The sequence below is a fragment of the Actinobacillus indolicus genome, from assembly GCF_004519515.1.
Lineage (GTDB): Bacteria > Pseudomonadota > Gammaproteobacteria > Enterobacterales > Pasteurellaceae > Glaesserella > Glaesserella indolica_A.
Genome location: NZ_CP038145.1, coordinates 1,872,090 through 1,896,931 on the forward strand (window position 1 = coordinate 1,872,090; position 24,842 = coordinate 1,896,931).

General features: G+C 40.1%; 17 protein-coding genes, 1 tRNA gene and 2 pseudogenes. 5 read left to right on the forward strand and 15 right to left on the reverse strand.

Annotation, left to right across the window (positions count from 1 at the left end):
• The first annotated feature begins 4 nt into the window (after window positions 1–4).
• Window positions 5–1,783, forward strand: coding sequence for a lipid A ABC transporter ATP-binding protein/permease MsbA (msbA, locus tag EXH44_RS09335; RefSeq protein ID WP_162857226.1), 1,779 nt, complete (start codon window positions 5–7; stop codon window positions 1,781–1,783).
• Window positions 1,784–1,908: 125 nt separating this feature from the next.
• Here the strand turns inward: msbA and dxs are convergent, their stop codons facing one another.
• Both dxs and suhB read right to left on the reverse strand, forming a co-directional pair.
• On the reverse strand, window positions 1,909–3,756 hold the full coding sequence (gene dxs / locus EXH44_RS09340) for a 1-deoxy-D-xylulose-5-phosphate synthase (protein WP_162857227.1): 1,848 nt from the start codon (window positions 3,754–3,756) through the stop codon (window positions 1,909–1,911).
• Between the two features lie 55 nt (window positions 3,757–3,811).
• A complete protein-coding gene (gene suhB / locus EXH44_RS09345; protein WP_162857228.1) occupies window positions 3,812–4,624 on the reverse strand; it encodes an inositol-1-monophosphatase in 813 nt (270 codons plus the stop codon).
• 146 nt (window positions 4,625–4,770) lie between these two features.
• Here suhB and EXH44_RS09350 point away from each other — a divergent pair, with 146 nt between their 5' ends.
• Together EXH44_RS09350 and EXH44_RS09355 are read left to right on the forward strand one after the other, a co-directional pair.
• Window positions 4,771–5,796 carry a TrmH family RNA methyltransferase gene (locus EXH44_RS09350; RefSeq protein WP_162857229.1) on the forward strand — a complete coding sequence of 342 codons (1,026 nt, stop codon included), beginning with the start codon at window positions 4,771–4,773 and terminating at the stop codon, window positions 5,794–5,796.
• Between the two features lie 673 nt (window positions 5,797–6,469).
• Window positions 6,470–6,775 (forward strand): hypothetical protein, encoded by a 306-nt coding sequence (locus tag EXH44_RS09355; protein ID WP_162857230.1) that lies wholly within the window; start codon window positions 6,470–6,472, stop codon window positions 6,773–6,775.
• Between the two features lie 673 nt (window positions 6,776–7,448).
• Here the strand turns inward: EXH44_RS09355 and EXH44_RS09360 are convergent.
• The 6 genes from EXH44_RS09360 to modA all read right to left on the reverse strand — a co-directional run bounded on the left by EXH44_RS09360 (window position 7,449) and on the right by modA (window position 13,763).
• Window positions 7,449–8,861 (reverse strand): DUF927 domain-containing protein, encoded by a 1,413-nt coding sequence (locus tag EXH44_RS09360; protein WP_162857568.1) that lies wholly within the window; start codon window positions 8,859–8,861, stop codon window positions 7,449–7,451.
• A 529-nt stretch (window positions 8,862–9,390) separates the two neighbouring features.
• Complete coding sequence (locus EXH44_RS09365; protein ID WP_162857231.1) at window positions 9,391–10,602, reverse strand: tyrosine-type recombinase/integrase; 1,212 nt, start codon at window positions 10,600–10,602, stop codon at window positions 9,391–9,393.
• A gap of 202 nt (window positions 10,603–10,804) precedes the next feature.
• Window positions 10,805–10,881, reverse strand: a tRNA-Ile gene (locus EXH44_RS09370).
• An 83-nt stretch (window positions 10,882–10,964) separates the two neighbouring features.
• Entirely contained in the window at window positions 10,965–12,032 is a 1,068-nt protein-coding gene (modC, locus tag EXH44_RS09375; RefSeq protein WP_162857232.1) for a molybdenum ABC transporter ATP-binding protein ModC, read from the reverse strand.
• Window positions 12,032–12,733: a molybdate ABC transporter permease subunit gene (gene modB, locus EXH44_RS09380; RefSeq protein ID WP_162857233.1), complete on the reverse strand. Its 702-nt coding sequence runs from the start codon at window positions 12,731–12,733 to the stop codon at window positions 12,032–12,034. Before modB ends, modC begins: the two co-directional genes overlap by 1 nt.
• A 271-nt stretch (window positions 12,734–13,004) precedes the next feature.
• Window positions 13,005–13,763, reverse strand: a complete 759-nt coding sequence (modA, locus tag EXH44_RS09385) for a molybdate ABC transporter substrate-binding protein (RefSeq protein ID WP_162857235.1) — start codon at window positions 13,761–13,763, stop codon at window positions 13,005–13,007.
• Between the two features lie 143 nt (window positions 13,764–13,906).
• Between modA and EXH44_RS09390 the strand changes: the two genes are divergently transcribed.
• Together EXH44_RS09390 and gyrA are read left to right on the forward strand one after the other, a co-directional pair.
• Window positions 13,907–14,674: a TOBE domain-containing protein gene (locus tag EXH44_RS09390; RefSeq protein ID WP_162857236.1), complete on the forward strand. Its 768-nt coding sequence runs from the start codon at window positions 13,907–13,909 to the stop codon at window positions 14,672–14,674.
• A 111-nt stretch (window positions 14,675–14,785) separates the two neighbouring features.
• Window positions 14,786–17,437: a DNA topoisomerase (ATP-hydrolyzing) subunit A gene (gyrA, locus tag EXH44_RS09395; RefSeq protein ID WP_162857237.1), complete on the forward strand. Its 2,652-nt coding sequence runs from the start codon at window positions 14,786–14,788 to the stop codon at window positions 17,435–17,437.
• A 104-nt stretch (window positions 17,438–17,541) separates the two neighbouring features.
• Here gyrA and EXH44_RS09400 read toward each other — a convergent pair whose 3' ends face one another.
• The 7 genes and pseudogenes from EXH44_RS09400 to metH all read right to left on the reverse strand — a co-directional run bounded on the left by EXH44_RS09400 (window position 17,542) and on the right by metH (window position 24,821).
• Window positions 17,542–18,012: a hypothetical protein gene (locus tag EXH44_RS09400; protein ID WP_162857238.1), complete on the reverse strand. Its 471-nt coding sequence runs from the start codon at window positions 18,010–18,012 to the stop codon at window positions 17,542–17,544.
• A 160-nt stretch (window positions 18,013–18,172) separates the two neighbouring features.
• Window positions 18,173–18,808, reverse strand: a pseudogene (locus tag EXH44_RS09405) (DUF72 domain-containing protein); the annotation flags it as partial.
• A gap of 84 nt (window positions 18,809–18,892) precedes the next feature.
• Window positions 18,893–19,783, reverse strand: a complete 891-nt coding sequence (locus EXH44_RS09410; RefSeq protein WP_416118546.1) for an IS256 family transposase, variant Zn-binding type — start codon at window positions 19,781–19,783, stop codon at window positions 18,893–18,895.
• A 108-nt stretch (window positions 19,784–19,891) separates the two neighbouring features.
• Window positions 19,892–20,110 (reverse strand): annotated as a pseudogene (locus EXH44_RS09415) (DUF72 domain-containing protein); the annotation flags it as partial.
• Window positions 20,111–20,133: 23 nt separating this feature from the next.
• Window positions 20,134–20,415, reverse strand: a complete 282-nt coding sequence (locus tag EXH44_RS09420; RefSeq protein WP_208717133.1) for a hypothetical protein — start codon at window positions 20,413–20,415, stop codon at window positions 20,134–20,136.
• A gap of 115 nt (window positions 20,416–20,530) precedes the next feature.
• Complete coding sequence (locus EXH44_RS09425; protein WP_162857239.1) at window positions 20,531–21,004, reverse strand: REP-associated tyrosine transposase; 474 nt, start codon at window positions 21,002–21,004, stop codon at window positions 20,531–20,533.
• Window positions 21,005–21,131: 127 nt separating this feature from the next.
• On the reverse strand, window positions 21,132–24,821 hold the full coding sequence (metH, locus tag EXH44_RS09430; protein ID WP_162857240.1) for a methionine synthase: 3,690 nt from the start codon (window positions 24,819–24,821) through the stop codon (window positions 21,132–21,134).
• Window positions 24,822–24,842: the final 21 nt, after the last annotated feature.

Genomic DNA, 24,842 nt, shown 5'->3' on the forward strand with positions numbered 1-24,842 from the left:
AAGAATGACAACAAAAAATCCTTTTTCCCTTGATGATATGACGCAAGATCAATCAACATGGCAGACCTTTAAACGTTTATGGCCAATGATATCGCCTTTTAAAATGGGGATTGTGGTTGCCATGGTAGCTATGATTTTTAATGCAGTAGCAGATGCTTATTTGATCACGATGTTACAGCCTTTGATTGATGAAGGCTTTGGTGAAAAGGAGCGTAGTTTCCTGAAAATCATGGCATTTATTGTGGTAGGACTGATTTTTGCGAGAGGTATTACCAGCTTTATCTCTGCTTATTGTTTAGCCTGGGTATCGGGGAAAGTGGTAATGAATATGCGCCAAAAGGTATTTAAACATTTGATGTTTATGCCTGTGACATTTTTCGATCAAAATTCATCGGGTAAATTGCTTTCTCGTATTACCTATGATTCTGAACAGATCGCCAGTTCTTCTGCCAATGCTTTACAAAGCGTGGTTCGTGAAGGGGTATATATTATTTTCCTTATTGCGACTATGTTTTACTTTAGTTGGCGTTTATCTCTTGTTCTTTTCATTATTGGCCCTGTGATTGCGGTATTAATCCGTGTGGTATCAAAACGTTTCCGTACCTTAAGCCGTAATATGCAAGAATCAATGGGGAGCATGACCGAAAGTGCCGAACAGATGTTGCGTGGACATAAAGTGGTGTTATCCTTTGGTGGGCAGAAAGTCGAAGAAGAACGCTTCAATCATACCAGCAACGATATGCGTCGCAAAGGAATGAAAATGATGGCGGCAAGTGCGATTGCCGATCCAATTATTCAAGTGATCGCTTCTCTAGCCTTAGCAGTGGTGCTTTTTGTCGCAGGTTCGCCTGAAATTATTGGTGATGATTTAACGGCAGGGGAATTTGCTGCAGTGATTGGGGCGTTAATGGGAATTTTACGTCCATTAAAAACCTTAACCAACGTTAATGCCCAGTTCCAACGAGGAATGGCAGCAAGCCAAACACTCTTTACCTTATTTGATCTGCCAACAGAAAAAAATGAAGGTACTTATCAAATTGAACGAGCCAAAGGCGACATTCGTTTTGAAAACGTTACCTTTACTTATTTTGGTAAAGAACAACCCGCTTTAAAAAATATCTCGTTTAATTTACCAGCAGGGAAAACCTTGGCGTTAGTTGGGCGTTCTGGCTCTGGGAAATCGACGATTGCGAATTTGATTACCCGTTTTTATGAAATTGATTCAGGCAATATTTATCTTGATGATCATAAAATTCAAGAGTACACCTTAAACAATTTACGTGAACAGTGTGCAATTGTTTCTCAACAGGTTCATCTGTTTAACGATACCATTGCGAATAACATTGCTTATGCGGCCAAAGACAAATACAGCCGTGAGCAGATTGAAACTGCAGCTAAAGCCGCTTATGCGATGGAATTTATCGAAAAAATGCCACAAGGCCTGGATACAGTAATTGGTGAAAACGGGGTAAGCCTATCTGGTGGACAGCGTCAGCGTTTGGCGATTGCCCGTGCTTTATTAAGAAATTCTCCTGTTTTAGTCTTAGATGAAGCCACTTCAGCATTAGATACTGAATCAGAGCGTGCGATTCAAGCAGCCCTTGATGAACTACAAAAAGATCGCACCGTTTTAGTGATTGCCCACCGCTTATCTACTATTGAAAATGCCGATGAAATTTTAGTAGTAGATCATGGCGAAATTATCGAACGTGGATCACATAAAGTCTTGTTAGAAAAAGGCGGAGCTTATAAACAGTTGCATCAGATGCAGTTTAGTGAGTAATACTGTTTACGAAAGATACTTCTTAAGTAGGAATAATAGACAGAATGGTTATTAAAAATTGGCTTAAATCCCATAGGGTTTAAGCCAATTTTTATAAATTCATCGGTTACGACATAATTTTTTTATTAAAGTGCTTGAGCAATTTTTTGTTGGATACCTTTTGCATCAAGTCCTAAATCTGCATAGGCTTCTGGCTGTGTGGCTTGAGGGACAAAGAAATCAGGAATACCTAACATCACAAGCGGTCGGATTTTGCCTATTTTTTGCAAATATTCGTTGACGGCACTACCTGCACCGCCTTGAATTGCATTTTCTTCAAGGGTGACGATCAGTTCATGACTATCGGCAAGTTCAGCAATTAAAGCTTCATCAAGCGGTTTTACAAAGCGCATATCAACAAGCGTGTAATTGTGGGCTTCTGCCACTTGTTTGGCTTCGTTTAATAATGCCCCGAAGTTGAGAATAGCGACCTTTTCCCCTTGTTTTAACACTTTGCCTTTGCCGATTTCAAGGGCTTGCATCGGTTGAAGTTCAACGCCTTGTGCATTTCCCCTTGGGTAACGCACCGCAACAGGGCTGTTCATTGTGTAAGCGGTGTAAAGCATTTGACGCATTTCATTTTCGTCACTTGGACACATTATCGTCATATTTGGGATACAACGCATAAAACTTAAATCAAATGCACCTTGATGGGTCTGTCCGTCTGCACCTACAATGCCTGCACGGTCAATCGCAAAAATCACAGGCAAGTTTTGAATAGCCACATCGTGAATAAGTTGGTCGTAAGCACGTTGTAGGAAGCTAGAGTAAATCGCCACCACAGGTTTGTAGCCTGCAATCGCAAGCCCTGCCCCAAAGGTCACAGCGTGCTGTTCGGCAATCGCCACATCAAAGTATTGTTGTTGAAAGCGTTTGGAAAACTCAACCATTCCCGAACCTTCACGCATTGCAGGGGTAATGCCGATAATTTTCGGATCACGTTCTGCCATTTCGCAAAGCCAGTCGCCAAAAATGTTGGAATAGGTCGGTGCGGATTTTGTTTGTGGTAACTTACCGCTTGTGTGGTCAAATTTCGGTACACCGTGGAAGCCGATAGGGTCTTGTTCCGCTGGGGTATAGCCTTTGCCTTTTTTAGTTTTGATGTGTAAGAACTGTGGACCTGACATATTTCGCATATTTTTCAGGGTAGAAATCAGTTCTTCAATATCGTGTCCGTCAATCGGGCCGATATAGTTAAAGCCAAGGGTTTCAAACATTGTCCCCACAGGCGAAACAAAGCCTTTAACGTGTTCTTCCGTTTTTCGGACAAACTCTTTGATTGGAGGAAGTCCAGAAAGCAGTTTTTTACCACCTTCACGTAAAGTGCCATAAAGTGAGCCTGTGAAAAGGCGAGCTAAATGGTTATTCAAAGCCCCCACATTTTCTGAAATGGACATTTCGTTATCATTTAAGATAACCAACATATCCGTATGAATTGAGCCTGCGTGGTTGATTGCTTCAAACGCCATACCAGCGGTAATTGCTCCATCACCAATTACACAAACCGTTTTACGTCCTGCGTTCTCTTTTTCTGCAGCAACGGCAATACCTAAACCAGCACTAATGGAAGTAGAAGAGTGTCCAACACTTAGCACATCAAAAGGGCTTTCTTCACGCCAAGGGAAGGGGTGTAAGCCGTCTTTTTGACGAATTGTGTGCATTTGGTCACGGCGGCCTGTTAAGATTTTATGTGGATAGGCTTGATGTCCAACATCCCATAAAAGTTGATCAAATGGCGTTTGATAAACATAATGCAAGGCAACAGTCAATTCGACCACGCCTAATCCAGAGGCTAAGTGACCGCTTGTCTGACTGACTGACTCTAACAAATAGGCACGCAGTTCATCACAAAGAGGCTGAAGTTTATCTTTTGGTAATAAACGCAAATCATCAGGTGAGTTGATTTGACTGAGCAATGGATAGGTCTTTTGCATAGGCTTATCTTAAATGGTTAAGTGGGCATAGCCCACCAAAATTATCTCTTAATTATTATGCTTTCAGTTCTTCAGTTAAGGTTGGCTGAATACTGTTTAAAATTTCTTTCACAACACGGCCACTACCTGCAACCACATTACCTGATTTCAAGTAGTCTGTTCCACCAACAAAGTTGGTCACTAATGCACCTGCTTCACGAGCAATTAAATCGCCAGCTGCACAATCCCACGGTTTTAAGCCGATTTCAAAGTAACCGTCAACACGGCCAGCCGCAACATAAGCTAAATCTAATGCCGCAGAACCTGTACGGCGGAAATCTGCAACGCCATTGTTCATTAAAGCTTCAATCATATTTAAATGAGCAGTACGATGTTTTGCAACTTTAAATGGGAAACCTGTTGCTAACACAGTGCCTTGTAAATCACGGCGTTCATTACTAATACGTAAGCGGAATTCATTTAATTTTGTACCTTCACCACGCACTGCCGTGAATAATTCGTTACGAATAGGATCATACACAACCCCCACTTCGGTACGACCGCTCACACGAATTGCAATCGACACCGCAAAATGCGGTAAGCGTTTAACAAAGTTCGTTGTACCATCTAATGGATCAATTACCCATTGAACATCGTTATTTGTACCAGCTAAAACGCCTGATTCCTCACCAACAATAGCATGGTCAGGGTACGATTTGCGGATCACTTCAATGATAGCTGCTTCTGCTGCCTTATCAATTTCTGTGACATAGTCATTTGAGCCTTTTTGAGCAACTTGAGTATCTTGAGGCGCTTGCTCATAGCCTTTAGCAATAATATTGCCCGCTTTTCGTGCTGCACGAATAGCGATATTTAACATTGGATTCATAATTCCACCAGATTTTAAAGAACATAAAAGGATTAGGATTATAGAGAAAGTTAGGGAATAAAGGAATAGGGTGATGAAAAAAGCCTATTTGTAAGTAGCCTTATCTGCTATACTTTCCGCAATTTTTTTTCATTATCGAGAATATTATGAATCACAAATTTAATGCGAAGACACCACGTTTTAAAACTACGGAAGAACGTCGTAAGCCTAAATTCAGAACACAAGAAGGCAAAGAAAGAAAAGAGAGAAGTTCAGAGTACCGTGATAAATTTCAAAAGACAGAAAGATCTCACGATAAACCGAATTTCTCCATTTATCCAACGGAAGCGAAAAAAGCTGGGCGAGAAGGATCAGTAAAAATTAGTGTCAAAGGTGGAAACAATAAGCCAGCGGAGAAAAAAACAGGTCCACTTTCGCCAAGAGCGCCTGAAAAAATTCGCAATAACCGAGCAACAGAAATGAAAGTTTATGGCGAAAATGCTTGCCATACCTTATTCCAGCAGCGTCCAGAAGCTATCGTTCGTTTATGGGCAACGGTTGAAGGGGCAAAGAAAGCGGGTGAATTATTAAGTTATCTTGCAGAACAGAAAAAAGCCTATCACGTTGTCGATAGTGAAGAGATGGAACGTGTAACTGGCACGGAACATCACGGCGGTATCTGTTTATTAGTGAAAAAATCATCACCATTTTCATTAGAAGGGTATTTGCAAGTTGCCCGTCAGCATGATTGCTTGGTGCTATTAGATGGGGTAAATAATGCGCAAAATGTCGGCGGAATTATCCGTACTTGTGCATTTTATGGCGTAAAAGGCATTATTGTAGAAAGTAACGATATTCTTAACTCAAGCAATGCTGCTCGTGTGGCAGAAGGTGGCTTAGAGTTTGTTCACCCATTAGAAACTAAACATAAACAGATTGCCTTAACGCAATTACGCAATGCAGGTTATCAAATTGTTCATTTAACTCGTCAAAAACAAGCTCCATCGCTAGCGAAAACAACATTAGCAGAGAAAGTTGTTTTTGTGCTCAGTGAAATTGTGCCAAACGATGCTGAATATCCAGAAGATACGGCAGTACAGCTCTCTTTTGCAAATCCGTTAAACAGTGGATTAAATGTGTCAGTAAATGCAGGAATTTTATTAGCTCAGTGGTATCACTTATATAAAGTGTAGTTTAAATCGCGTTAATAAAAACGCAATAAGCTTTATGTGCTAAAGGTTTAATATTTTTTAGGAACACAGTTTTTTATTTAGGATGTTCTGTGTTCCTAACAATGTTACTAAAATTCACGATTAAATACGAAAAAAGACGGTAAAAAACGATAAGCAAAAAGTATAAAAAGGGCTTTGAAGCTTTGTGTATCAAGGGTTTTGCGAAAGGTTGCGATAGGCTAAGAAAGGTTATTTGGTCCCCCTACCGTTTTTGATCCTAGCTATAACTTATTGATAAATAAGATAATGCAAAACTAAAAATCGGTGAAAAGGTAACATTTGAGGTAACACGCTCTTTTATGGTTCGCTTACGTGGTCTATTTTTGATTGGTTTTTGGTGGTTTTGCAAAGGGTTCAATGCTGAAGAAATAATTTGATTAAAATCAATTTTATTATTCACAAATAGCAAATAAAAATAGATAAAAAATTTTTTTAAAACTTTTAGGCGATTTTAATCACTTGCTCACTTGAACACTTGTGAATATTAACTTATTGATTATCAAAGATTTTTTATTTGGTTTTTAAGTGATTAGAAGTGATCAAGTGATTTAAGTTATTCACTTCTAACATTTCACATTGACAATGTAGGTATTTTTACTAAAAATTCCACTAAGAAGAAAAATGGGGTATGGCTATGGATTTGATTTATATCATTCTCGGCATTGTGGGCTTTGTTGTGATTGCTTGGATTTACTTTGCCTTTTTCTCTATTGGTATGGAACCGTCTGAAGAAATGTTCGAGTTCTGCGTATTTTTGGGGCTATTCTTTCTTTTTCCCGTTACTCTTTATTTGTTGCGAGATATTCAGGGGTTTGCTGAATGGGCTATATTATCGGCTTGTCTCGTTGTTCTAGTTTTGATTTTCTTCTCTCCGTTCATTTTTATTGGCTTACTCTTACTTGAAAGCTTCGCGAATTGCATTTCTTCATTATGTGATTAAATAGATAAAAGCAAAAAAAGGCTGTAACCAGCCTTTTATTTTAACTATTTCGCCATTCATCTTCGATAGTGTGTACATTATTGAAATAGATATTTGTCCTATTCTTACCGTCAATTAGTCTTATTTTTAACGTTGGATGCATTCGTTTTTTCTTGATTGCTTTTTCTATCGAGCCATCTTCTTATTCTCTTTGCTGCTTGTATGTGGTTTTATAGGTTTTTATGCGTTTATTTTAAGCAACTTCGCATTTTCGGCTACGTTCCCCCAATATTTCAAACTCTATAATTTTTAGTGGGAAAAGTGGGAAAAGTGGGAAAGAATTGTAAAGATACTTATTGCACAAGGCTTCAGGACACTTCTATTTTTAGTCCAAAGTGGGAAAGCAAGTGGGAAAGCTTTCCCACTTTGCCAAAGGGCTAATTTAATGAAGTGGGAAAGGGATTGGACAATATATAAACAAATTTAATTTATAACACATTGACTTATATGAATTTTATTTTTAACTCTTTTCATTTTCCCACTTTTCCCACTTTTCCCACTTACTTTTTCTTTCCCATAGATTTGCGAGGAATGAAAAAATTGCTCAACTTCATAATTTTTATTATGTTAAATAGAAATCTATCAAAGCACATAATAAAAAAGCCTATCAAAATTTTCTGATAGACTTTTTTATTTAGTCTTTATCCTGTGGCGGATAAATGCAATATGCTCTTTTAATCGCCCCACGCTGAAATTCACTTGGAATAGTGGATAAATTGCGCCCTTGCTCTTTTTTGAATAATCGCCCTTTTTCAATTAAAACATTAATAACGTGTTTTTCCTGAAAGCCGGTGAATTCACTATTTAGCGCGTGTGAAAAAACATAGTATAAAGGCTCTGAACCGTCCACAAATGCACCAGCGGGGTTGCTTGCCTCAATAATATAGCCGTGATTGTCTTTGCGGTGAAACCTATGCAAATTTTGTGATAAGAAACTATCTAATTTTTCAATGATTTTTCTTGTTTCGTTGTCTTCGTATCCATTATTTTCTATCCATAAATTAAAAACGTGGTGTAATGTTTCTGTGATTTCTGCTGCCGTCCAGCCTGTAATATGGCGTGAACACTGGCAAGCGGTTTCAAGTACGGCAAAATTCCTAGCTACCCGTCCGATCTGATTACTTACTTTTCTATCTTTGGGTAAATAATCCGTCCATTGCTGATTATAAAATCTAAAAATTTCTTCAATTTCGTTTTTATGTTCAGCTAAGTATAAAATCCACTCTCTGCCAGCCGTGCCGTAAAAGGTCTTACTATTCTGATCTAGGTTTTCGGCAAATGCTTTCCCTTGCTCCATTATCGATTTTTTACTATCTGTAAATTCGTGAAAGTTTCTATATTGCTCAAAAGGAATATTAACAAGGCGAACCAATTCCCCCGCTTTTACTGGTATTTTATACTGTTCGAGCTGTGTTTCTAAGTCTCTCTCTCCCGTACTTAATACTAAAACATTCCAATTTCGTTTTTTACGGTTCCCTCCATCTGCTTTGGCTCGCGTTTTATCTTCACCATTAAATAGCGCATAGGCAATATCTTTCCCGTGTTTCGGGTCAATTTGTGTTAGTTCGTCCATTACTAATAAGCCATCATTATGGGATATTGCCTCATTGATGATTCCATTATCCGTACCTTTCCAGCTAGATAATGATAGCTTCCCGTGTCCATAAAGACTGGCGCCAGCTTGTGAGGCAATACTTTTCCCTGATGATGAATTAACATATAAATGCAAGCCAAAACTTGGGGCTTTTAATAGGTGAATGATAGGCGCAGCCAATCCGCAAGCGATTGAAAGCATAATCATAGAATTTCCAATTGCATAGCGGGCTATATGGTCCTGCCAATCGCTTAAGCTACCCTGTGTGGTGTAGTACTGCGCTTTTTCGGCTTTAATGCGTAGAAATAAGGGCTTTTCGCTGGAAGTCTCGCCGATAATATCGCCGTTCGGCATAACATAAGCGCCATTTTTCCAGCCTGATTTACTCGTAATTTCCCACCGTTTCGCCCATTGGCTTTCGTTTTGAATGTAATCGGCTAATTCAATCCGTATTTGTTCGGGGTGTGATGGCTGATTTCACAAAATCAAGCAAAAATTAGGGATTGCAAGCGGTGAGATGTTGGGGCGGTTTTGCAAAAATGGGGCGTTTTTCGTGGGTTCTCTCATTGTTCTATCAAGCAGAATTTAAAAAGGGCGTTTTTGACTGCGTAGAAATGCAAAAAATTGCGTAGATTTGCGTAAAAAATAGAGCAGTTTAGGGCGTGAATGGCGTTATACAGGGCAAGGCTTAAGGCTATTTTTGCATTTGCATAAAAATCACTATATTTAGTGTGCGGGCGTGGCGGGGATACAACGACCCGCGTTTAGGGGCGGGCGATTTTGTCACTTACTTATAACTTTTAATCACTTACTCACTTCTAATTTATACTTAATCACTTCTATTTTTTCTTTTGAAAATCAAATAGATAAATAGAATATAAGTGATTAAGTGAACAAGTGATTAAAAATAAAAAAGTTTTATATTTACAATAAAAAGGAAGAATAAAAAAGCGGGGCATAATTTCCCCGCTTGGTGTGGTGGCTAGGCTTTCTTGCATTGCTCTACATAATCGCCCCACGCTTGCATAATTGCAACACGGCGATCTAAATAACTTCCTCTAAAATAAGCATTTCTAACTGCATCTGTCCCAACGTGGGAAAGGCAAGATTCAATGACTAACGGTTCATCGGTGAAATTCTCATTTAGATAAGTGCTTGCAATACTGCGGAAGCCGTGAGCAGTGAGCAAGCCTTTATATTTACCTTTCGCAATACGTTTTACTGCATTATTTACCGTTTGACTATTAGCTGGTTTATGGCGTTCATTTCTGCCTGTAAAAACGTGAACATGATGCCCATTGAATGCTTTCATTTCTTCAAGGATAGCCAACGCCTGCGTAGAAAGCGGGATACTATGCGAACGCATTCCCCCTTTCATTCTTTCGGCTGGAATCGTCAAAACTTTATTTTTGAAGTCTATATCGTTCCATTCAACGGCGGAAGCCTCAAAAGGTCTTAGCATCGTTACGAGTTGCCATTCTACTAAAAGCTTAGTTTGAGGTGATCTACTTGATTTCTGCAACGCCTTCAAAAATTCGGGTAACTGTTCGGGCGAAATGGTTGGCTGGTGTGTAACCTTCGCAGAACTAAACGCCTTTCTTAAAGGTTTAATCGGATTATCAGGGATTTTTTCCAATAGCTGGGCATAGTCCATAATCTCGATAAAATTACCAACAATCCTATAAAGTGTATCGGGCTTTTTATTCTCTAAATCTTCAAGGCGAGTAATAGCATCTTTTAAGCGAACATCTATCAGCCTCATATTTTTAAATCGAGGGAATAAATGATTTTCTAAGCGTTGCATGGTTCGCTTAATAGTTTTTGGGCTAAGCGGTTTATTTTGGCTTGCTTTTGCCTGCTTCCATACAATCCACTTATAGGCAAAATCTCGCAATGTTTCGCTTTGTTCTTTCTTGATTTCGGCTTGTTTTATCAAAAAAGATTTAGGGCAAAAGCCTTCAGATAAAATCTTATGATAATTTCTAGCTTCTTCCCTAGCTTCTGCAAGGCTTTTGTGTGGATAGCTTCCCAAACTCATTTTTACTCGTAAGCCAGTTTCAGGGCTAACATAGATAAAACGCCATAATTTAGAACAGTTAGGTTTAACGAGTAAGTAAAGATTGAAGCCGTCTGATAAGTAGCGATCTTTAGTTGATGGTTTTAAATTTTTAATTAGGGTGTTGTTAAGTTTCATATGCTTATAACCTTTTGAAAAATATCAAAAATTCCCTTCTCGTGTTACCTCGTTTTCTCAATTTTTCATCGAGGTAACATTCGAGGTAACAATTAAAGGCGGATGTAAGCGAACTTAAACCAACTTATAAAAACACAAAATTACGTTATTCATTGATTTTTCAAGGATTTTTTACTTATGCGAACTTATAAAAACCTTGAAATGGTCCCCCCTACCGGACTTGAACCAGTGACCAAGCGATTATGAGTCGCCTGCTCTAACCGACTGAGCTAAGGGGGGATAGTGATATGAAAACGGGCAGCATTATAGAGAAAATATCGCCTTAAAGCTAGGTATTGTAAATTATCAGCCGAAAAAACAAGCTAAATCGAGACGGATTTAATTTGCAGATAAACCGATTGTCCTAGTTGAAAGGCTAATTCATCGAAAGACCACAGGCTGATACTTGCCCAAATTTCCTGCTCAGCAACTTGTACGGCAAGATCATAGCGGTCGGATTGTTTCACTATTTTGCAAATGTTGCCTTGCAGAATATTGCGGATAGAGCTTTTTTCAGGCTTCATTAATGTAATAGAGACATCTTTACTGCCGATCGTAATTCTCACGGTATCGCCCAGTTGGTAACGGGGCTGTTGGTTGATCCAAATTCGTTGCTCTCCGATTGCCAATGCTTGCATATTGTAATCCGCTTGCTGTTGTACGATAGGTAATTCAAGCAAGCTAAGACGTTGTACATCGGGTTGCCAAGCAGCAAATTCAGGGCTGTGCCATACGTTTACCGTTTTATCAAATGCCACCACTTTTCCATTTTCCAATAGCAATAAATGGTCTGCCAATCTCACCACTTCATCTAGGCTATGGCTGACATACAAAATCGGAATATCAAGATTTTTAGCAAGTTTGCCCAAGTATTCCATTAATTCATTTTTACGAGGCAGATCAAGGGCAGACAAGGGTTCATCCATTAACAGAATATCTGGCTCGCTGAGTAACGCTCTGCCGATTGCTACACGCTGTTTTTCACCGCCTGATAAGCTGATGGGAAAACGATTAAGCAGGTGAGAAATACCGAGCAGTTCGACTAATTGCAAAAATTTAGCCTGATCTAACCGCTTGCAACCGTATTTTAAGTTGCCTTCTACACGATAATGTGGAAAGAGCCGATGCTCTTGGAACACATAGCCGACTTTACGTTTTTCAGGTGGAAGATTGATGCGTTTTTCTGCATCAAATAAGGTTCTTCCATTAAGTATGATTTTGCCCTGATGTAGTTTGGTTAAGCCTGCAACAAGGTTGATTAAGCTAGATTTCCCTGCACCTGAACGCCCGAAAATCGCCGTTACGCCTTTGGCGGGAATATCGGCTTGAACATTTAAGTGGAGATCGCCAAATTGATGTGTGACATCGAGATGAAGTGTTTGTATTGACATCAATTCTCCCTTACTTTTTGGAAACGTTGTTGTCGTTGAGCTAATAATTCTGAAAAGAAGAGTGCAATCAATGAAATAGCGATTGCAATCAAACACAGCCGAGCCGCCGCCATTTCACCGCCAGGGGTTTCAATAAAGGTATAAAGCGCAGCTGGAATGGTTTGAGTCTGGTTAGGAATATTTGACACAAAGGTGATGGTTGCACCAAATTCACCAAGTGATCGAGCAAAACCGAGAACCGCACCTGCAACGATCCCTGAAAAAGAGAGTGGCAGATTTAGTGTAAAAAAGACTTTCAGCGGGCTTGCGCCTAAAGTTCTTGCGGCTTGTTCCAACTTTGGATCAATCGCATCAAAGGCTAACCGAATGGAACGAACCATGAGCGGAAATGCCATGACCATAGAGGCTAAAACTGCCCCTTTCCATGAAAAGCTGAAAGAAAAGTTAAACCATTCCCATAAATACTGACCGATAGCGCCTTTTTTTGCCATTAAAATGAGTAAAAGATAACCGATCACCACAGGCGGAAGCACTAGGGGCAAGTGAATAATGCCGTTAAATAAATTTTTACCCCAAAATTCTTTGCGTGCGAGTAACCAAGCAGATGCAATGGCAAAAGGCAATGCAAACAGGACTGCGACACTGGCAATTTTAAGGCTTAAATAGATGGCATTGAGTTCTTGTTGGGAAAAGGAAAACATAGTGTTATTTTTATTTTAGTTAGTTTTGACAGTGAACGTTTTACTGACCATCCTCTCTCCCGCTTGCGGGAGAGAGACAGCTCAAAATAGCGTAAGGCTATTTTGAGCAGAGAGAGGGTAAACAAGCGGTTATATTTCATAAAATTTTTGAGAAGCCCTCTCCCTCCGAAAATCCTGCGGATTTTCTCCACCCTCTCCCGTAAACGGGAGAGGGGGAAACAAGAGGTTATGTAAAATTATATGGTTTTTATTCCCTGTTTTCTACTTAGGATTAGTTTGCTGGTTTAAAACCTGCTTTTTCCAATGCCTCTTTTGCAGTTGGGCTTAAAAGGTAATCTAAGAAACGTTTTGCTTCTGTTTTATCGCTTAATGTTGCTACTGGATAGACTACTTTTCCGTAGCTTTCTTGTGGGAAAACCGCAACCACTTTAACTTTATCCGACACTTTGGCATCCGTTGAATAAACAATCCCTAACGGTAATTCACCACGTTCGATATAAGAAAGTACCGCACGAACATCTTTTGCTTTAGATAAACGGTTTTCTACATCACCCCAAACACCTAAATACTCAAGGGCTTTTTTTGCATATCGACCGACAGGTACGTTGTCATCGCCAACCGCTAAATAGCTGTCGCCAATTGTATTTTTGAAATTGATCTCTTTAATGCTTGCGACTTTGATTTTACTATCTGCAGGCGCAATTAAAACGAGTTCATTTTGTGCTAATGTCGTGATATTTTTGGCTTTGTTTGGCAATTTTTCTGCCACATAATCCACCCATTTTTGGTCGGCTGAAATAAAAAGATCTGCCGGCGCATCTTGTTCAATCTGTTTTGCAAGGGTAGATGATCCTGCGAAAGAGAAGGTTAATGTATCTTCAGGATGTGCTTTTTTATACTCATCACCGATTTGTTGTAAAACGTTTGTCATAGATGCTGCGGCAAAAACAGTAATATTTTCTGCAAAGGCTGATGTTGTACCTAAAGCTAACGCTGCCGTAAGTGCTAATTTTGTGAATGTTTTTTTCATATTTTCTCCTTTTAGGCTAAATAAATTCTTTATATAAATAATTATATATCGTTTTGTTTGGAAAAATCTATACAAAAAATTCCTTTTCATTTAAGGCAATAAAGACGGATAATTTAGCCTTATGGAATTTAGGAAGCGTTATTATGTTAGACACTGAGATTTTATTAACGATTAAATTACAGCAACAACTGTTTGTCGATCCGAAAAGAATTACGTTGCTAAAAGAAATTCGAGCGTGTGGCTCGATTAATCAAGCAGCTAAAAATGCGAAGGTGAGTTATAAGAGTGCATGGGATCATCTGGAAGCAATGAATGCGATTAGCCCTAAGCCGTTATTAGAACGTAATACAGGTGGGAAAAATGGTGGCGGTACAGTATTAACATCTTATGCGGAGCGTTTATTGCAACTTTATGATTTATTAGCGCAAACCCAAGAAAAAGCATTTCATATTTTGCAAGATGAGTCGATCCCATTAAATAGTTTATTAACAGCAACGGCGAAGTTCTCGTTACAAAGTAGTGCTCGAAATCAATTCTTCGGTCAAGTAAGTCAGTTAACTGAAAATGATGTGCTCTGTTATGTGGAAATCGCCATTGCAAATTTCTCTCAAAATCTGACCGCTTGTATTACCACGCAAAGTGCAAAACGGCTCAATTTAGTCTTAGGAAAAGAAGTGATGCTGATGGTAAAAGCACCATGGATTCAAATTCATAGACAAAATCCAGAGACGATAAACAGTTTTCCTGCGGTGATTTCAGATTTTTATGATAAGGGAGAATATCAAGAAATTACCTTAAATATTGGAGAAGGGGAGTGTTATGCAACAGCAATCAAAACACATCCATTCACCTTACAGGAAAAGGTGTGGGTGAGTATTGATCCTGAACAAATTGTGTTAGTCACGTTATAAAGCGTGTTAAAGACCAAGTTTTTCCCCTTTCTTTCCGATTTTGTGTTAAAATCTCACCCAATTTTCGTGCCTGAAAATTGGGCATTTTTATCACATGATTAGGAAATTTCAATGAGCGAATTAGCCAAAGATATTACCCCCATCAGTATTGAAGAAGAACTGAAAAACTCCTACCTAGATTATGCCATGTCGGTGATTGTTGGGCGTGCGTTGCCCGATGTTCGTGACGGTCTTAAACCTGTTCACCGCCGTGTACTTTTCTCAATGGATCAAAGTGGCAATACATCATCTAAACCTTATGTTAAATCAGCGCGTGTGGTCGGTGATGTGATCGGTAAATATCACCCACACGGTGATTTTGCGGTGTACTATACAATTGTGCGTATGGCTCAGCCGTTCTCTCTTCGTTATATGTTGGTAGATGGTCAAGGGAACTTTGGTTCGATTGACGGTGATGCGCCTGCGGCAATGCGTTATACCGAAGTGCGTATGCAAAAAATTACGCAAGAGTTATTAACGGATTTAGATAAAGAAACGGTGGATTTCTCGCCAAACTATGATGGCAAAGAGATGATCCCAGATGTATTACCAACGAAAATTCCAGCCTTACTGGTTAATGGTTCATCAGGTATTGCTGTGGGTATGGCAACCAATATTCCGCCCCATAACTTAAATGAAGTGTTAAATGGTTGCTTGGCTTATATTGAAAACGATCAGATTACGATTGAAGAGTTAATGCAACATATCCCAGGTCCTGACTTCCCAACGGCTGCGATTATTAATGGTCGTAAAGGGATTGAAGAAGCTTATCGTACAGGGCGTGGAAAAGTGTATGTGCGCGCAAAAGCCGTGGTTGAAACTACATCGAAAGGTCGCGAGCAGATTGTTGTGACGGAATTGCCTTATCAGGTAAACAAAAAGAATTTAATCGAAAAAATTGCCGAATTAGTGCGTGATAAGCGTATTGAAGGTATTTCCAGCATTGAAGATTATTCAGATAGAAACGGGATTTCAATCGTCATTGAAATTAAAAATAACGCTGTCGGTGAAGTGGTATTAAATAATCTCTATGCATTAACACAAATGCAGGTGACCTTTGGTATCAATATGGTTGCACTTGATCACGGCCAGCCAAAAGTCTTCAATCTCAAACAGATTATTGAAGCCTTTGTGATGCACCGTCGTGAAGTGGTGACGCGTCGTACCGTATTTGAATTGCGTAAAGCGCGTGAACGTGCACATATTTTGGAAGGCTTAGCGATTGCATTAGCTAATATCGATCCAGTTATTGAACTTATTCGTAACTCTAAAACAGCAGATGAAGCACGTGAAGGCTTATTAGCTCGCCCTTGGTCTTTAGGTAATGTGGCAGCCATGCTGGAAGCAGCAGGCGTTGATGCTGCTCGTCCAGATGACTTAGCCGCAGAATTCGGTGTACGTGATGGGCAATATTTCTTATCTGAAGTGCAAGCTCGTGCAATTTTAGAACTTCGTTTACACCGTTTAACTGGCTTAGAACATGAAAAAATTCTCGATGAGTATAAAGAGATTTTAGTTGAGATTGGCGAGTTGCTACATATTTTAAATAGTTCTGAGCGTTTAATGGAAGTCATTCGTGAAGAGCTTGAAAAAGTTAAAGCAGAATTTGGTGATGAACGCCGTACAGAAATTACAGCGGCTTCGGGCGATATTAATTTAGAAGATTTAATTGCACAGGAAGATGTGGTTGTTACCCTTTCCCATGAAGGCTATGTGAAATATCAACCGCTTTCAGACTACGAAGCACAACGCCGTGGCGGTAAAGGAAAATCGGCGACCAAAATGAAAGAAGATGATTTTATCGAGAAGCTGTTGGTCGCGAATACGCACGATACGATTCTCTGTTTCTCAAGCCGTGGGCGTTTATATCAGCTGAAAGTTTATCAGCTACCGCAAGCAAGCCGTGGTGCACGAGGCACACCAATTATCAATATCTTGCCATTAGAAAAAGCGGAAAATGAGCGAATTACAGCGATTCTTCCTGTGCCAAACGGTGAATTTAGTGCAGATAAATTCATCTTTATGGCGACGGCGAGCGGTACTGTGAAAAAAGTATCGTTAGATGCATTCAGTAATGTGAGATCAAGCGGTCTGATTGCACTAAAACTTCGCGAAGGTGATGAGCTAATCGGGGTAGATATTACCAACGGCGATAGCGAGATTATGTTGTTCTCGGCACAAGGTCGAGTGGTTCGATTTGCGGAAACACAAGTGCGAGGTATGGGACGTGTGGCAACAGGTGTCCGTGGTATTAAATTAGCAACCAGTGAAATTTCCGCAGACGATGTGGAAGAGGTCGAAATTGAAACGGTGGAAAATGAAGACGCGGAAGAGACATCAAGCGTAAACTTAACCACGGATAAAGTGGTATCTCTTGTAATTCCACATACTCAAGGTGAAATTTTAACGGTAACCCAAAATGGTTATGGTAAACGTACTGCGTTAAGTGAATACCCAGTGAAATCCCGTGCAACAAAAGGAGTGGTTTCAATCAAAGTGAATGAACGTAACGGTAAAGTCGTTGCAGCAGTTCAGGTTGAAGAAAACGACCAAATTATGTTGATCACCGATGCAGGTACATTGGTTCGTACACGAGTGAATGAAGTGAGCCTTGTAGGGCGCAACACTCAAGGTGTTCGTATCATTCGTACAGCAGAAGATGAGACTGTCGTTAGCCTAGAGAGAATCTGTGATTTTGAAGATGACGATGAGACTACAGAATAATCAATTGATTTGATAAGAAACCAGCCCCAAAAGTGAAATTTTGGGGCTGATTAACTTTTGGATTAGGCAAATAGCCATATAGATATTTTGTAATGAATGGGGTATTAGCTTTCTTTACACTCTAACCAAGGTATGAGTGTACCGTTATAATTTTTATAGTAAGTAGAGCTATATTCACGAGCAATCAAATCAATATAAGTTCCTTGAATAGGATGATATGAACGATAAATCACTTCAAAGCGCGTTCCTTTACTATTAATTGGCTTATTTTCAATATGATCAAAAGGTTCTGCTTTGCCTCCGTCTAATTGAAAATATATACCAAAGTTATTTTTCATTCGACTTTCTTTTGACAGTGGAAAATAGCTAGTTAAAAATGATGTTTCGCTAGTTTCAAGGTTATTGCATGAATAATAATAACGTTTAAAGTTATTAATATTATTTAATTCAGCTTGGCTAATCGTATCTTTTAGATAACCTGTTTGGGCTTTCTTTGACGCAGTAGGATTATCCGTTGTACAAGAAAATAAGCAAGTTAACACTGATGTTAATAGAATGAGTTTCAATTTAGTCATTATTAAAATTCCGAGAAAAATAAAAGAGTCATGTATAGTATCTAAAATTAGAATGATTGCAAGCCGTCCAAATCCTATTAGTTTAAGTTCGATTTTGCAAAATTTTGGATAAATCTCACCGCTTGTAGTGTGATAGTTGAAACAAGATAAGTTTTTACAATTAAAACAAACTCTGCTGTCCACTCAAAAATTCAGGCGTTTCTTTCACTTGAAATCCATTGTTCTTCAAATAGCCTTTCAGACTTTCGATATTGTAGAACGAATGGCTATTGGTGGTGTTTTGAAAGTAGAGATAAAGCTGATCAAACTCCGCTTTTCGCTGATTTAACAATGTTGTCAGTTGTTGTAATTCGGTTTCGCTATAACGATAATCGTGGCGTTCTTGTGCCGATTGGGCTTTCCACCAGTGGGGATTGCGACCGTGTAATCGTAGGTAAGCGGTGCGTTGGTTCGCATAAAACTGAAAGGCAGGCAAACCGATATTCTGCGGATAATCCACGTTACACCAAATCAAATTTTCCTTGCAGTGAAAATAGTCTAGCACCGACTGCGTATGCCAACTGGTATGGCGAAATTCAATCGCAAGGGGATAATCACTGAACCATGACACCAGCTCCGCCAGATAGTAACGATTGGTGTACTGACGCTCGAAACTGGTTGGGAATTGCACAAATAAATTGGCTAAACAATGGCTATCACACAACGGTTGTAACGCAGCCAAAAATGCCTGTGCTTGCTCTGCGGTAGCGGTACGTTTATGGCTAAAATCTTGATGCAGTTTCACCGAAAATTTTAGGCATAGTAGACAAAAGTGTTGGTTTTTTTGCAAACTATGCCTCTAATGGACAAAAGTGTTGGTTTTAATTATTTTTCCTAATTATTACCAACTCTTTTTATTTAAAAAATCCTTTATAAACATAATCTTATGCTTTTTCGTTAATCCGCTATGAACCGATAATTTCTGTTTCAGTTCTTTAAATAACCCTTCCAACCTATTTGTTGTTTTTTCTATATTTAAGTGAGCATATTCTTCAAAGGTGAATAAATATTTCATATAGTATTTTAAACTGGTATAAGCCTCTCTTACATTACGGTGTTTATAAGGAAAATATCCTTTCTCATTGGGATATTCAGACCGTTCATCTAAAAACTCTTTATGTTTTAAATACCATTGATGTAATCTTAAATAAAATTCATTTTTGTGGCTTTCTTTTAGCGTTTTTACAATAATCTTTAATTCTTTACCTGCTTGTGATTGATGCTTTTTTCTTAATTTTCTCATCACAATGGCGACCATATGGAAGTGGCACATTTGAATTGGTGTATTAAATAAATCCTTTAATAGCCCTCTACGTCCATCATTTGTAATGGATTGAATCATATAGCCTTTTTCTCGAAGTATATTCAATGCGAGCTTATAATAGAGGTCTTTTTCTGTTTTTACGACACGATGATAAACGACTTTTTTAGATAAGGTATCTATTAAAACTAATACACCAAATTCACGACCAAAGAAGGTCACGTCTGCAATAATCTTGAGATAGGTTTGTTGTAAAGGAATTAATTTAGCTTTGGGGGATTTTTCAATATAACGTTGAATAGTTCTAATGGAACAGCGATATTTTTCGGCTAATTGTTTATAGGTTTGTTTTCCTATGGTGTAATCAGTCCAAATATCTATTGGATTTAATTTATTTGTGGAAGAAAAGGTTTTATGACAGGATGAACAAAAGTATCTCTGAATATTATTTTTCTTTCCATACTTTTGGATATTGTTCTTAAGGCAAAAAGGACAGTTTTTTGTTCATATTTCAAAAAGTGGGCTTAAAGTCTTGTACTATAAGGCTTTAGCCCACTTTTTACCAACACTTTTGTCTACTATGCCAAATTTTAATCTCCCTTCAGACTTTTCTAGCATACCTTGCACTGCCTTATAGCCAATCGGGGCGTGAAAGGTGCTGTTGATCTCAACGGTATCGTAATGCTGGCTGTAAACCGACAAAAAATCCGTTTTGTCCGTCCCAAACGGATAGAGCGTACCGACTAAATCCGTATCGCTATAACCGCCCGTACCGATGTAGATGTGGGGTGTGTGCATTTTTAATATCTTGTTTTTGCCATTTATCGAAATTGATATTTCCCTTTACCTTGCCCAGCAACTTTTTCTATTGCCTTCATTTCTAACATTTTCTTAATCAATTCCGATGACGCAGATGCGGAAAGATGAAGTATATTGACCACATCTCTTCGTGAAAAAATACGATTAGCTAAAATCTGAGAAAGTGCGGTGATATGTTTCTGGGTTTTCTCTGAATGTCTTGTTTTTTTGTCAGGATTTTGCTTAATGTCTTGTTTTTTGTGTTCAGTGTCCTGTTTTTGTTTTTCAATATCCTGTTTTTCCAAAAATTGACTACTATTAATTAATATACAACTGGCGATTGTTAGCTGATTATTTCACCTAATAGCACCTACACAGATATTAATTTTTCGTAGGGGCGGGGTTTATCCCCGCCCGAATCTATTGATAAAAACGATCTAAATGCCATTGTAATGGATTATTTTCAATATATTCCCAAATTCTCAAAAAATCTTCATCATTTCGAATAATATGCTCATAAAAACTGCGTTGCCATAATGGTTCATAAATCTGATTATTCATCATCTCTCGATATTTTTTAGCCGTAATACCTTTCAATTTACGAACCAAATTTGAAAGTAAAACATCGTCTTGATTAAACCAAATGAAATGTATGTGATTTGGCATAATAACATAGTGAGAAAATTCACTTTTGGGATAATCTTTTAATAAAGCATTTAAGGTTTCATCTATCATTATTCCAATTTTATTTAAGTGCATTTTTTCATTAGCAATATCTCCAAAAAGACAATTCCTGTTTTTGGTGCAAACTGTAACGAAATAGCAACCATATTGAGAATAGTCGTAATGTGGTAATCGCATATTATTGCGGCGTTTGGGGAGACTATTTTTCATATTTTCTGTATGTGGGATATTTTCGGGCGGGGATAAACCCCGCCCCTACGAATAATTTGTAAATTTTGAGAAAATCCAACCGCTTCTAGTTACAAGGTGCGTTTACAGGCACCCTACATTTCTAATCTTACTTCATCGAAACCCCAAGCCACTTCACCATCTCTCTCTCATTCCACCCCTTGCGTTTTGCATAATCCACCGCTTGATCTTCATCAATGCGTCCAAGGGTAAAATAATTACTCGCAGGGTGGGTGAAGTACCAACCGCAGACAGATGCTGCCGGCCACATTGCGTAGCTTTCGGTGAGTTTCATACCGATACGTTGTTCCACTTCCAGTAAATCCCAGATGATCTGTTTTTCCGTGTGTTCAGGGCAGCTTGGGTAGCCGGGGGCTGGGCGGATGCCGATGTATTCTTCACGGATTAGGCGGTCGTTGTCTAGGGTTTCGTTGGTGTAGCCCCAGACTTTGGTGCGAAGTTCAAAGTGCAGGTATTCCGCCATTGCTTCGGCTAAACGGTCGCCGACCGCTTGGAGTAAGATAGCGTTGTAGTCGTCCCCTGCGGCTTTGTAGCCTTCCACTAAGTCGTGTTCTTCAATCCCTGCACAGACAGCGAACATACCGAACCAGTCCTGTTTGCCACTGGCTTTGCTGGCGATAAAGTCGCTCAAGCAAAGATTGTACGGGCTTTTGCTGTTTTTGCCACGTTCGCTTTGTTGGCGGAGGTTATAGACTTTGCCTGCCACTAAAGTGCGGTCGGCATTTTGATAGATTTCAATATCATCACCTACGCTGTTGGCAGGAAAAATACCCATAATGCCGCTTGGGTTGAGCTTGTGATTTTGCTCTAATTCGTCCAACACTTTTTGCGCATCGTTCCACACTCGGCGTGCCTCTTCGCCGCCTTCAGGGTAGTCGAAGGCATCAGGATAGCCCCCCATTAAGCCCCATAAACGGAAGAACGGCGACCAGTCGATAAATTTCCGCAAGGTCGCAATCGGCACGTTTTTATATTCCACAATGCCTGTTTGTTTTGGCGTTGGCACTTGATAATCCGCCCATTCGCCACTGAACGCATCAAAGGCATTTTTGCGTGCGTCTTCAATCGGCAACTGTTTGCGTGGCGCTTTTTTGTTAGCAAACGCCTCTTGAATTTGCTCGTACTCTTTCTTCATTCGTTCCCACAATTCCGCTTTGGTATCAGGGTTCATCAATGCCGCACAAACCGTTACCGCACGAGAGGCGTTGGTGGTATAAATCACTTCGTGCTTATATTTTGGATAAAGTTTAATCGCCGTATGCTCTTTGGAGGTGGTTGCACCGCCGATAATCACAGGAATATTCAAGTTCAAGCGGTTCATTTCGCCTAAGAAATATTCCATTTCGTCAAGAGACGGTGTGATCAAACCGCTTAAGCCGATGATGTCCGCTTTTTCGTCAATCGCTGTTTGAATGATCTTATCCGCAGGCACCATTACGCCTAAGTCGATCACTTCAAAGTTATTACATTGCAACACTACGCTCACGATATTTTTACCGATGTCGTGTACGTCGCCTTTTACGGTCGCAATTACCACTTTACCGCTGGACGAGCCTTTCTGTTTGGTCGCATTGATAAACGGTTCTAAATAAGCAACCGACTGTTTCATCACTCGCGCGGATTTCACCACTTGTGGTAGGAACATTTTGCCGTCGCCGAACAAATCGCCCACCACGTCCATACCGTCCATTAGTGGCCCTTCGATCACTTCGAGCGGTGTTGGGAATTTTTGGCGAGCTTCTTCGGTATCTTCGATAATATAGTTGGTGATCCCTTTCACAAGGGCGTGTTTCAATCGCTCTTCCACCGCCCAAGTACGCCATTCGGCAACGCCGCTGTCTTCATTGCTACTAGCGGTCACATTTCGATATTTTTCTGCAATATCTAACAGGCGATCTGTGGCATCAGGACGGCGATTTAGCACCGCATCTTCAATCACATCACGCAATTCAGGATCGAGATCATCATAAATCGCCAGTTGCCCTGCGTTCACAATCCCCATATCCATTCCCTGCTTGATAGCGTGGTAAAGGAACACGGCGTGAATGGCTTCACGCATCACATTGTTACCACGGAACGAGAAGGACACATTCGACACACCGCCTGAAATTTTGGCGTGTGGAAGGCTACGTTTAATGCGGCCTGTGGCGTTGATAAAGTCCACACCGTAGTTATTGTGTTCTTCAATCCCCGTACCGATGGCAAAAATGTTCGGGTCAAAAATAATATCTTCAGGCGGAAAGCCTACTTGGTTCACGAGAATGTCGTAAGCTCGGGTACAGATTTCTACTTTGCGTTCTTCGGTGTCCGCTTGCCCCACTTCGTCAAACGCCATTACGACCACCGCCGCACCATAACGGCGAACCAGTTTTGCTTGGTGAATAAATTTTTCTTCGCCTTCTTTGAGCGAAATGGAGTTCACGATCCCCTTGCCTTGCACTGATTGCAAACCTGCCTCAATCACTTCCCATTTGGACGAGTCAATCATCACAGGCACTTTCGCCGCATCAGGTTCAGTCGCCATAATGTTGAGGAAACGGGTCATACATTTTTGCGAGTCGAGCAAGGCTTCGTCCATGTTCACGTCAATCACTTGCGCACCGTTTTCCACCTGATCGATAGCAATCTCAATGGCTTCGCTGAATTTTTCTTCTTTAATCAAACGCTTAAACTTCGCCGAACCTGTTACGTTATTACGTTCGCCCACGTTCACAAACAGGCTTTCATCATCAATGTTTAACGGCTCAAGCCCCGACAAACGCATCGCCGTTTTGATTTCAGGCAAGGCACGAGGTTTAATCCCTGCCACTACCTCCGCAAAGGCTTTGATATGTTCAGGTGTGGTACCGCAACAGCCGCCCACGATATTTAAGAAACCGCTTTCCGCCCACTCTTTGATGTGAGCCGCCATTTCTTCCGCCCCCAAATCGTAGCCACCAAAAGCATTTGGCAAGCCGGCATTCGGGTGAACGGACACATAGGTTTCACAGATTTTCGACATCACTTCCACATAAGGACGCAACTCTTTCGGGCCTAAGGCACAGTTCAAACCAAAGCTGAGCGGTTTAGCGTGGCGGAGCGAGTTGTAAAAGGCTTCGGTCGTTTGCCCCGAAAGGGTACGCCCAGAGGCATCGGTAATCGTCCCCGAAATCATAATCGGCAATTCCACGCCCAGTTCTTCAAACACTTGGTCAATGGCAAAAGCGGCGGCTTTGGCGTTCAAGGTATCGAAGATAGTTTCGATCATAATGATGTCCGAACCACCTTCAATTAAGCCACGAGTTGCCTCCGCATAGGCATCGACTAATTCCATAAAGGTAATGTTACGAAAACCCGGATCGTTCACATTTGGCGAAATTGAGGCGGTGCGGTTGGTCGGACCGAGAATACCTGCCACAAAACGCGGTTTTTCAGGGGTGCTGTATTTATCCGCCGCAATGCGAGCCAGCTTCGCCCCTGCAAAATTCAGCTCATAAGCGACCGCTTGTAAATCGTAGTCCGCTTGTGCAATGGTGGTGGAACTGAATGTATTGGTTTCAATAATATCCGCCCCGGCTTCAAGATATTTCTCGTGAATAGAGGAAATCACTAAAGGTTGGGTCAGGGTAAGCAAATCGTTATTACCACGCAGATCCACGCTAGAATTTTTAAAACGCTCACCACGGAAATCCGCTTCGGTCAATTTAAATTGTTGGATCATCGTCCCCATCGCACCGTCTAAAATTAAGATACGTTGTGTAAGGGCAGTTTTTAATTGTTCAATTCGGTTGTGTTGCATAATTTTTCCAAGCAAAAATAA

Bases quoted from the DNA above. Each gene is read 5' to 3' on its own strand.
- modB (WP_162857233.1), bottom strand. From the start codon at position 12,733: ATGTTTTCCTTTTCCCAACAAGAACTCAATGCCATCTATTTAAGCCTT.
- msbA (WP_162857226.1), top strand. From the start codon at position 5: ATGACAACAAAAAATCCTTTTTCCCTTGATGATATGACGCAAGATCAA.
- EXH44_RS09355 (WP_162857230.1), top strand. From the start codon at position 6,470: ATGGATTTGATTTATATCATTCTCGGCATTGTGGGCTTTGTTGTGATT.
- gyrA (WP_162857237.1), top strand. From the start codon at position 14,786: ATGAGCGAATTAGCCAAAGATATTACCCCCATCAGTATTGAAGAAGAA.
- EXH44_RS09400 (WP_162857238.1), bottom strand. From the start codon at position 18,012: ATGACTAAATTGAAACTCATTCTATTAACATCAGTGTTAACTTGCTTA.
- EXH44_RS09350 (WP_162857229.1), top strand. From the start codon at position 4,771: ATGAATCACAAATTTAATGCGAAGACACCACGTTTTAAAACTACGGAA.
- EXH44_RS09425 (WP_162857239.1), bottom strand. From the start codon at position 21,004: ATGAAAAATAGTCTCCCCAAACGCCGCAATAATATGCGATTACCACAT.
- dxs (WP_162857227.1), bottom strand. From the start codon at position 3,756: ATGCAAAAGACCTATCCATTGCTCAGTCAAATCAACTCACCTGATGAT.
- modA (WP_162857235.1), bottom strand. From the start codon at position 13,763: ATGAAAAAAACATTCACAAAATTAGCACTTACGGCAGCGTTAGCTTTA.
- EXH44_RS09365 (WP_162857231.1), bottom strand. From the start codon at position 10,602: ATGAAACTTAACAACACCCTAATTAAAAATTTAAAACCATCAACTAAA.
- suhB (WP_162857228.1), bottom strand. From the start codon at position 4,624: ATGAATCCAATGTTAAATATCGCTATTCGTGCAGCACGAAAAGCGGGC.
- metH (WP_162857240.1), bottom strand. From the start codon at position 24,821: ATGCAACACAACCGAATTGAACAATTAAAAACTGCCCTTACACAACGT.
- EXH44_RS09390 (WP_162857236.1), top strand. From the start codon at position 13,907: ATGTTAGACACTGAGATTTTATTAACGATTAAATTACAGCAACAACTG.
- modC (WP_162857232.1), bottom strand. From the start codon at position 12,032: ATGTCAATACAAACACTTCATCTCGATGTCACACATCAATTTGGCGAT.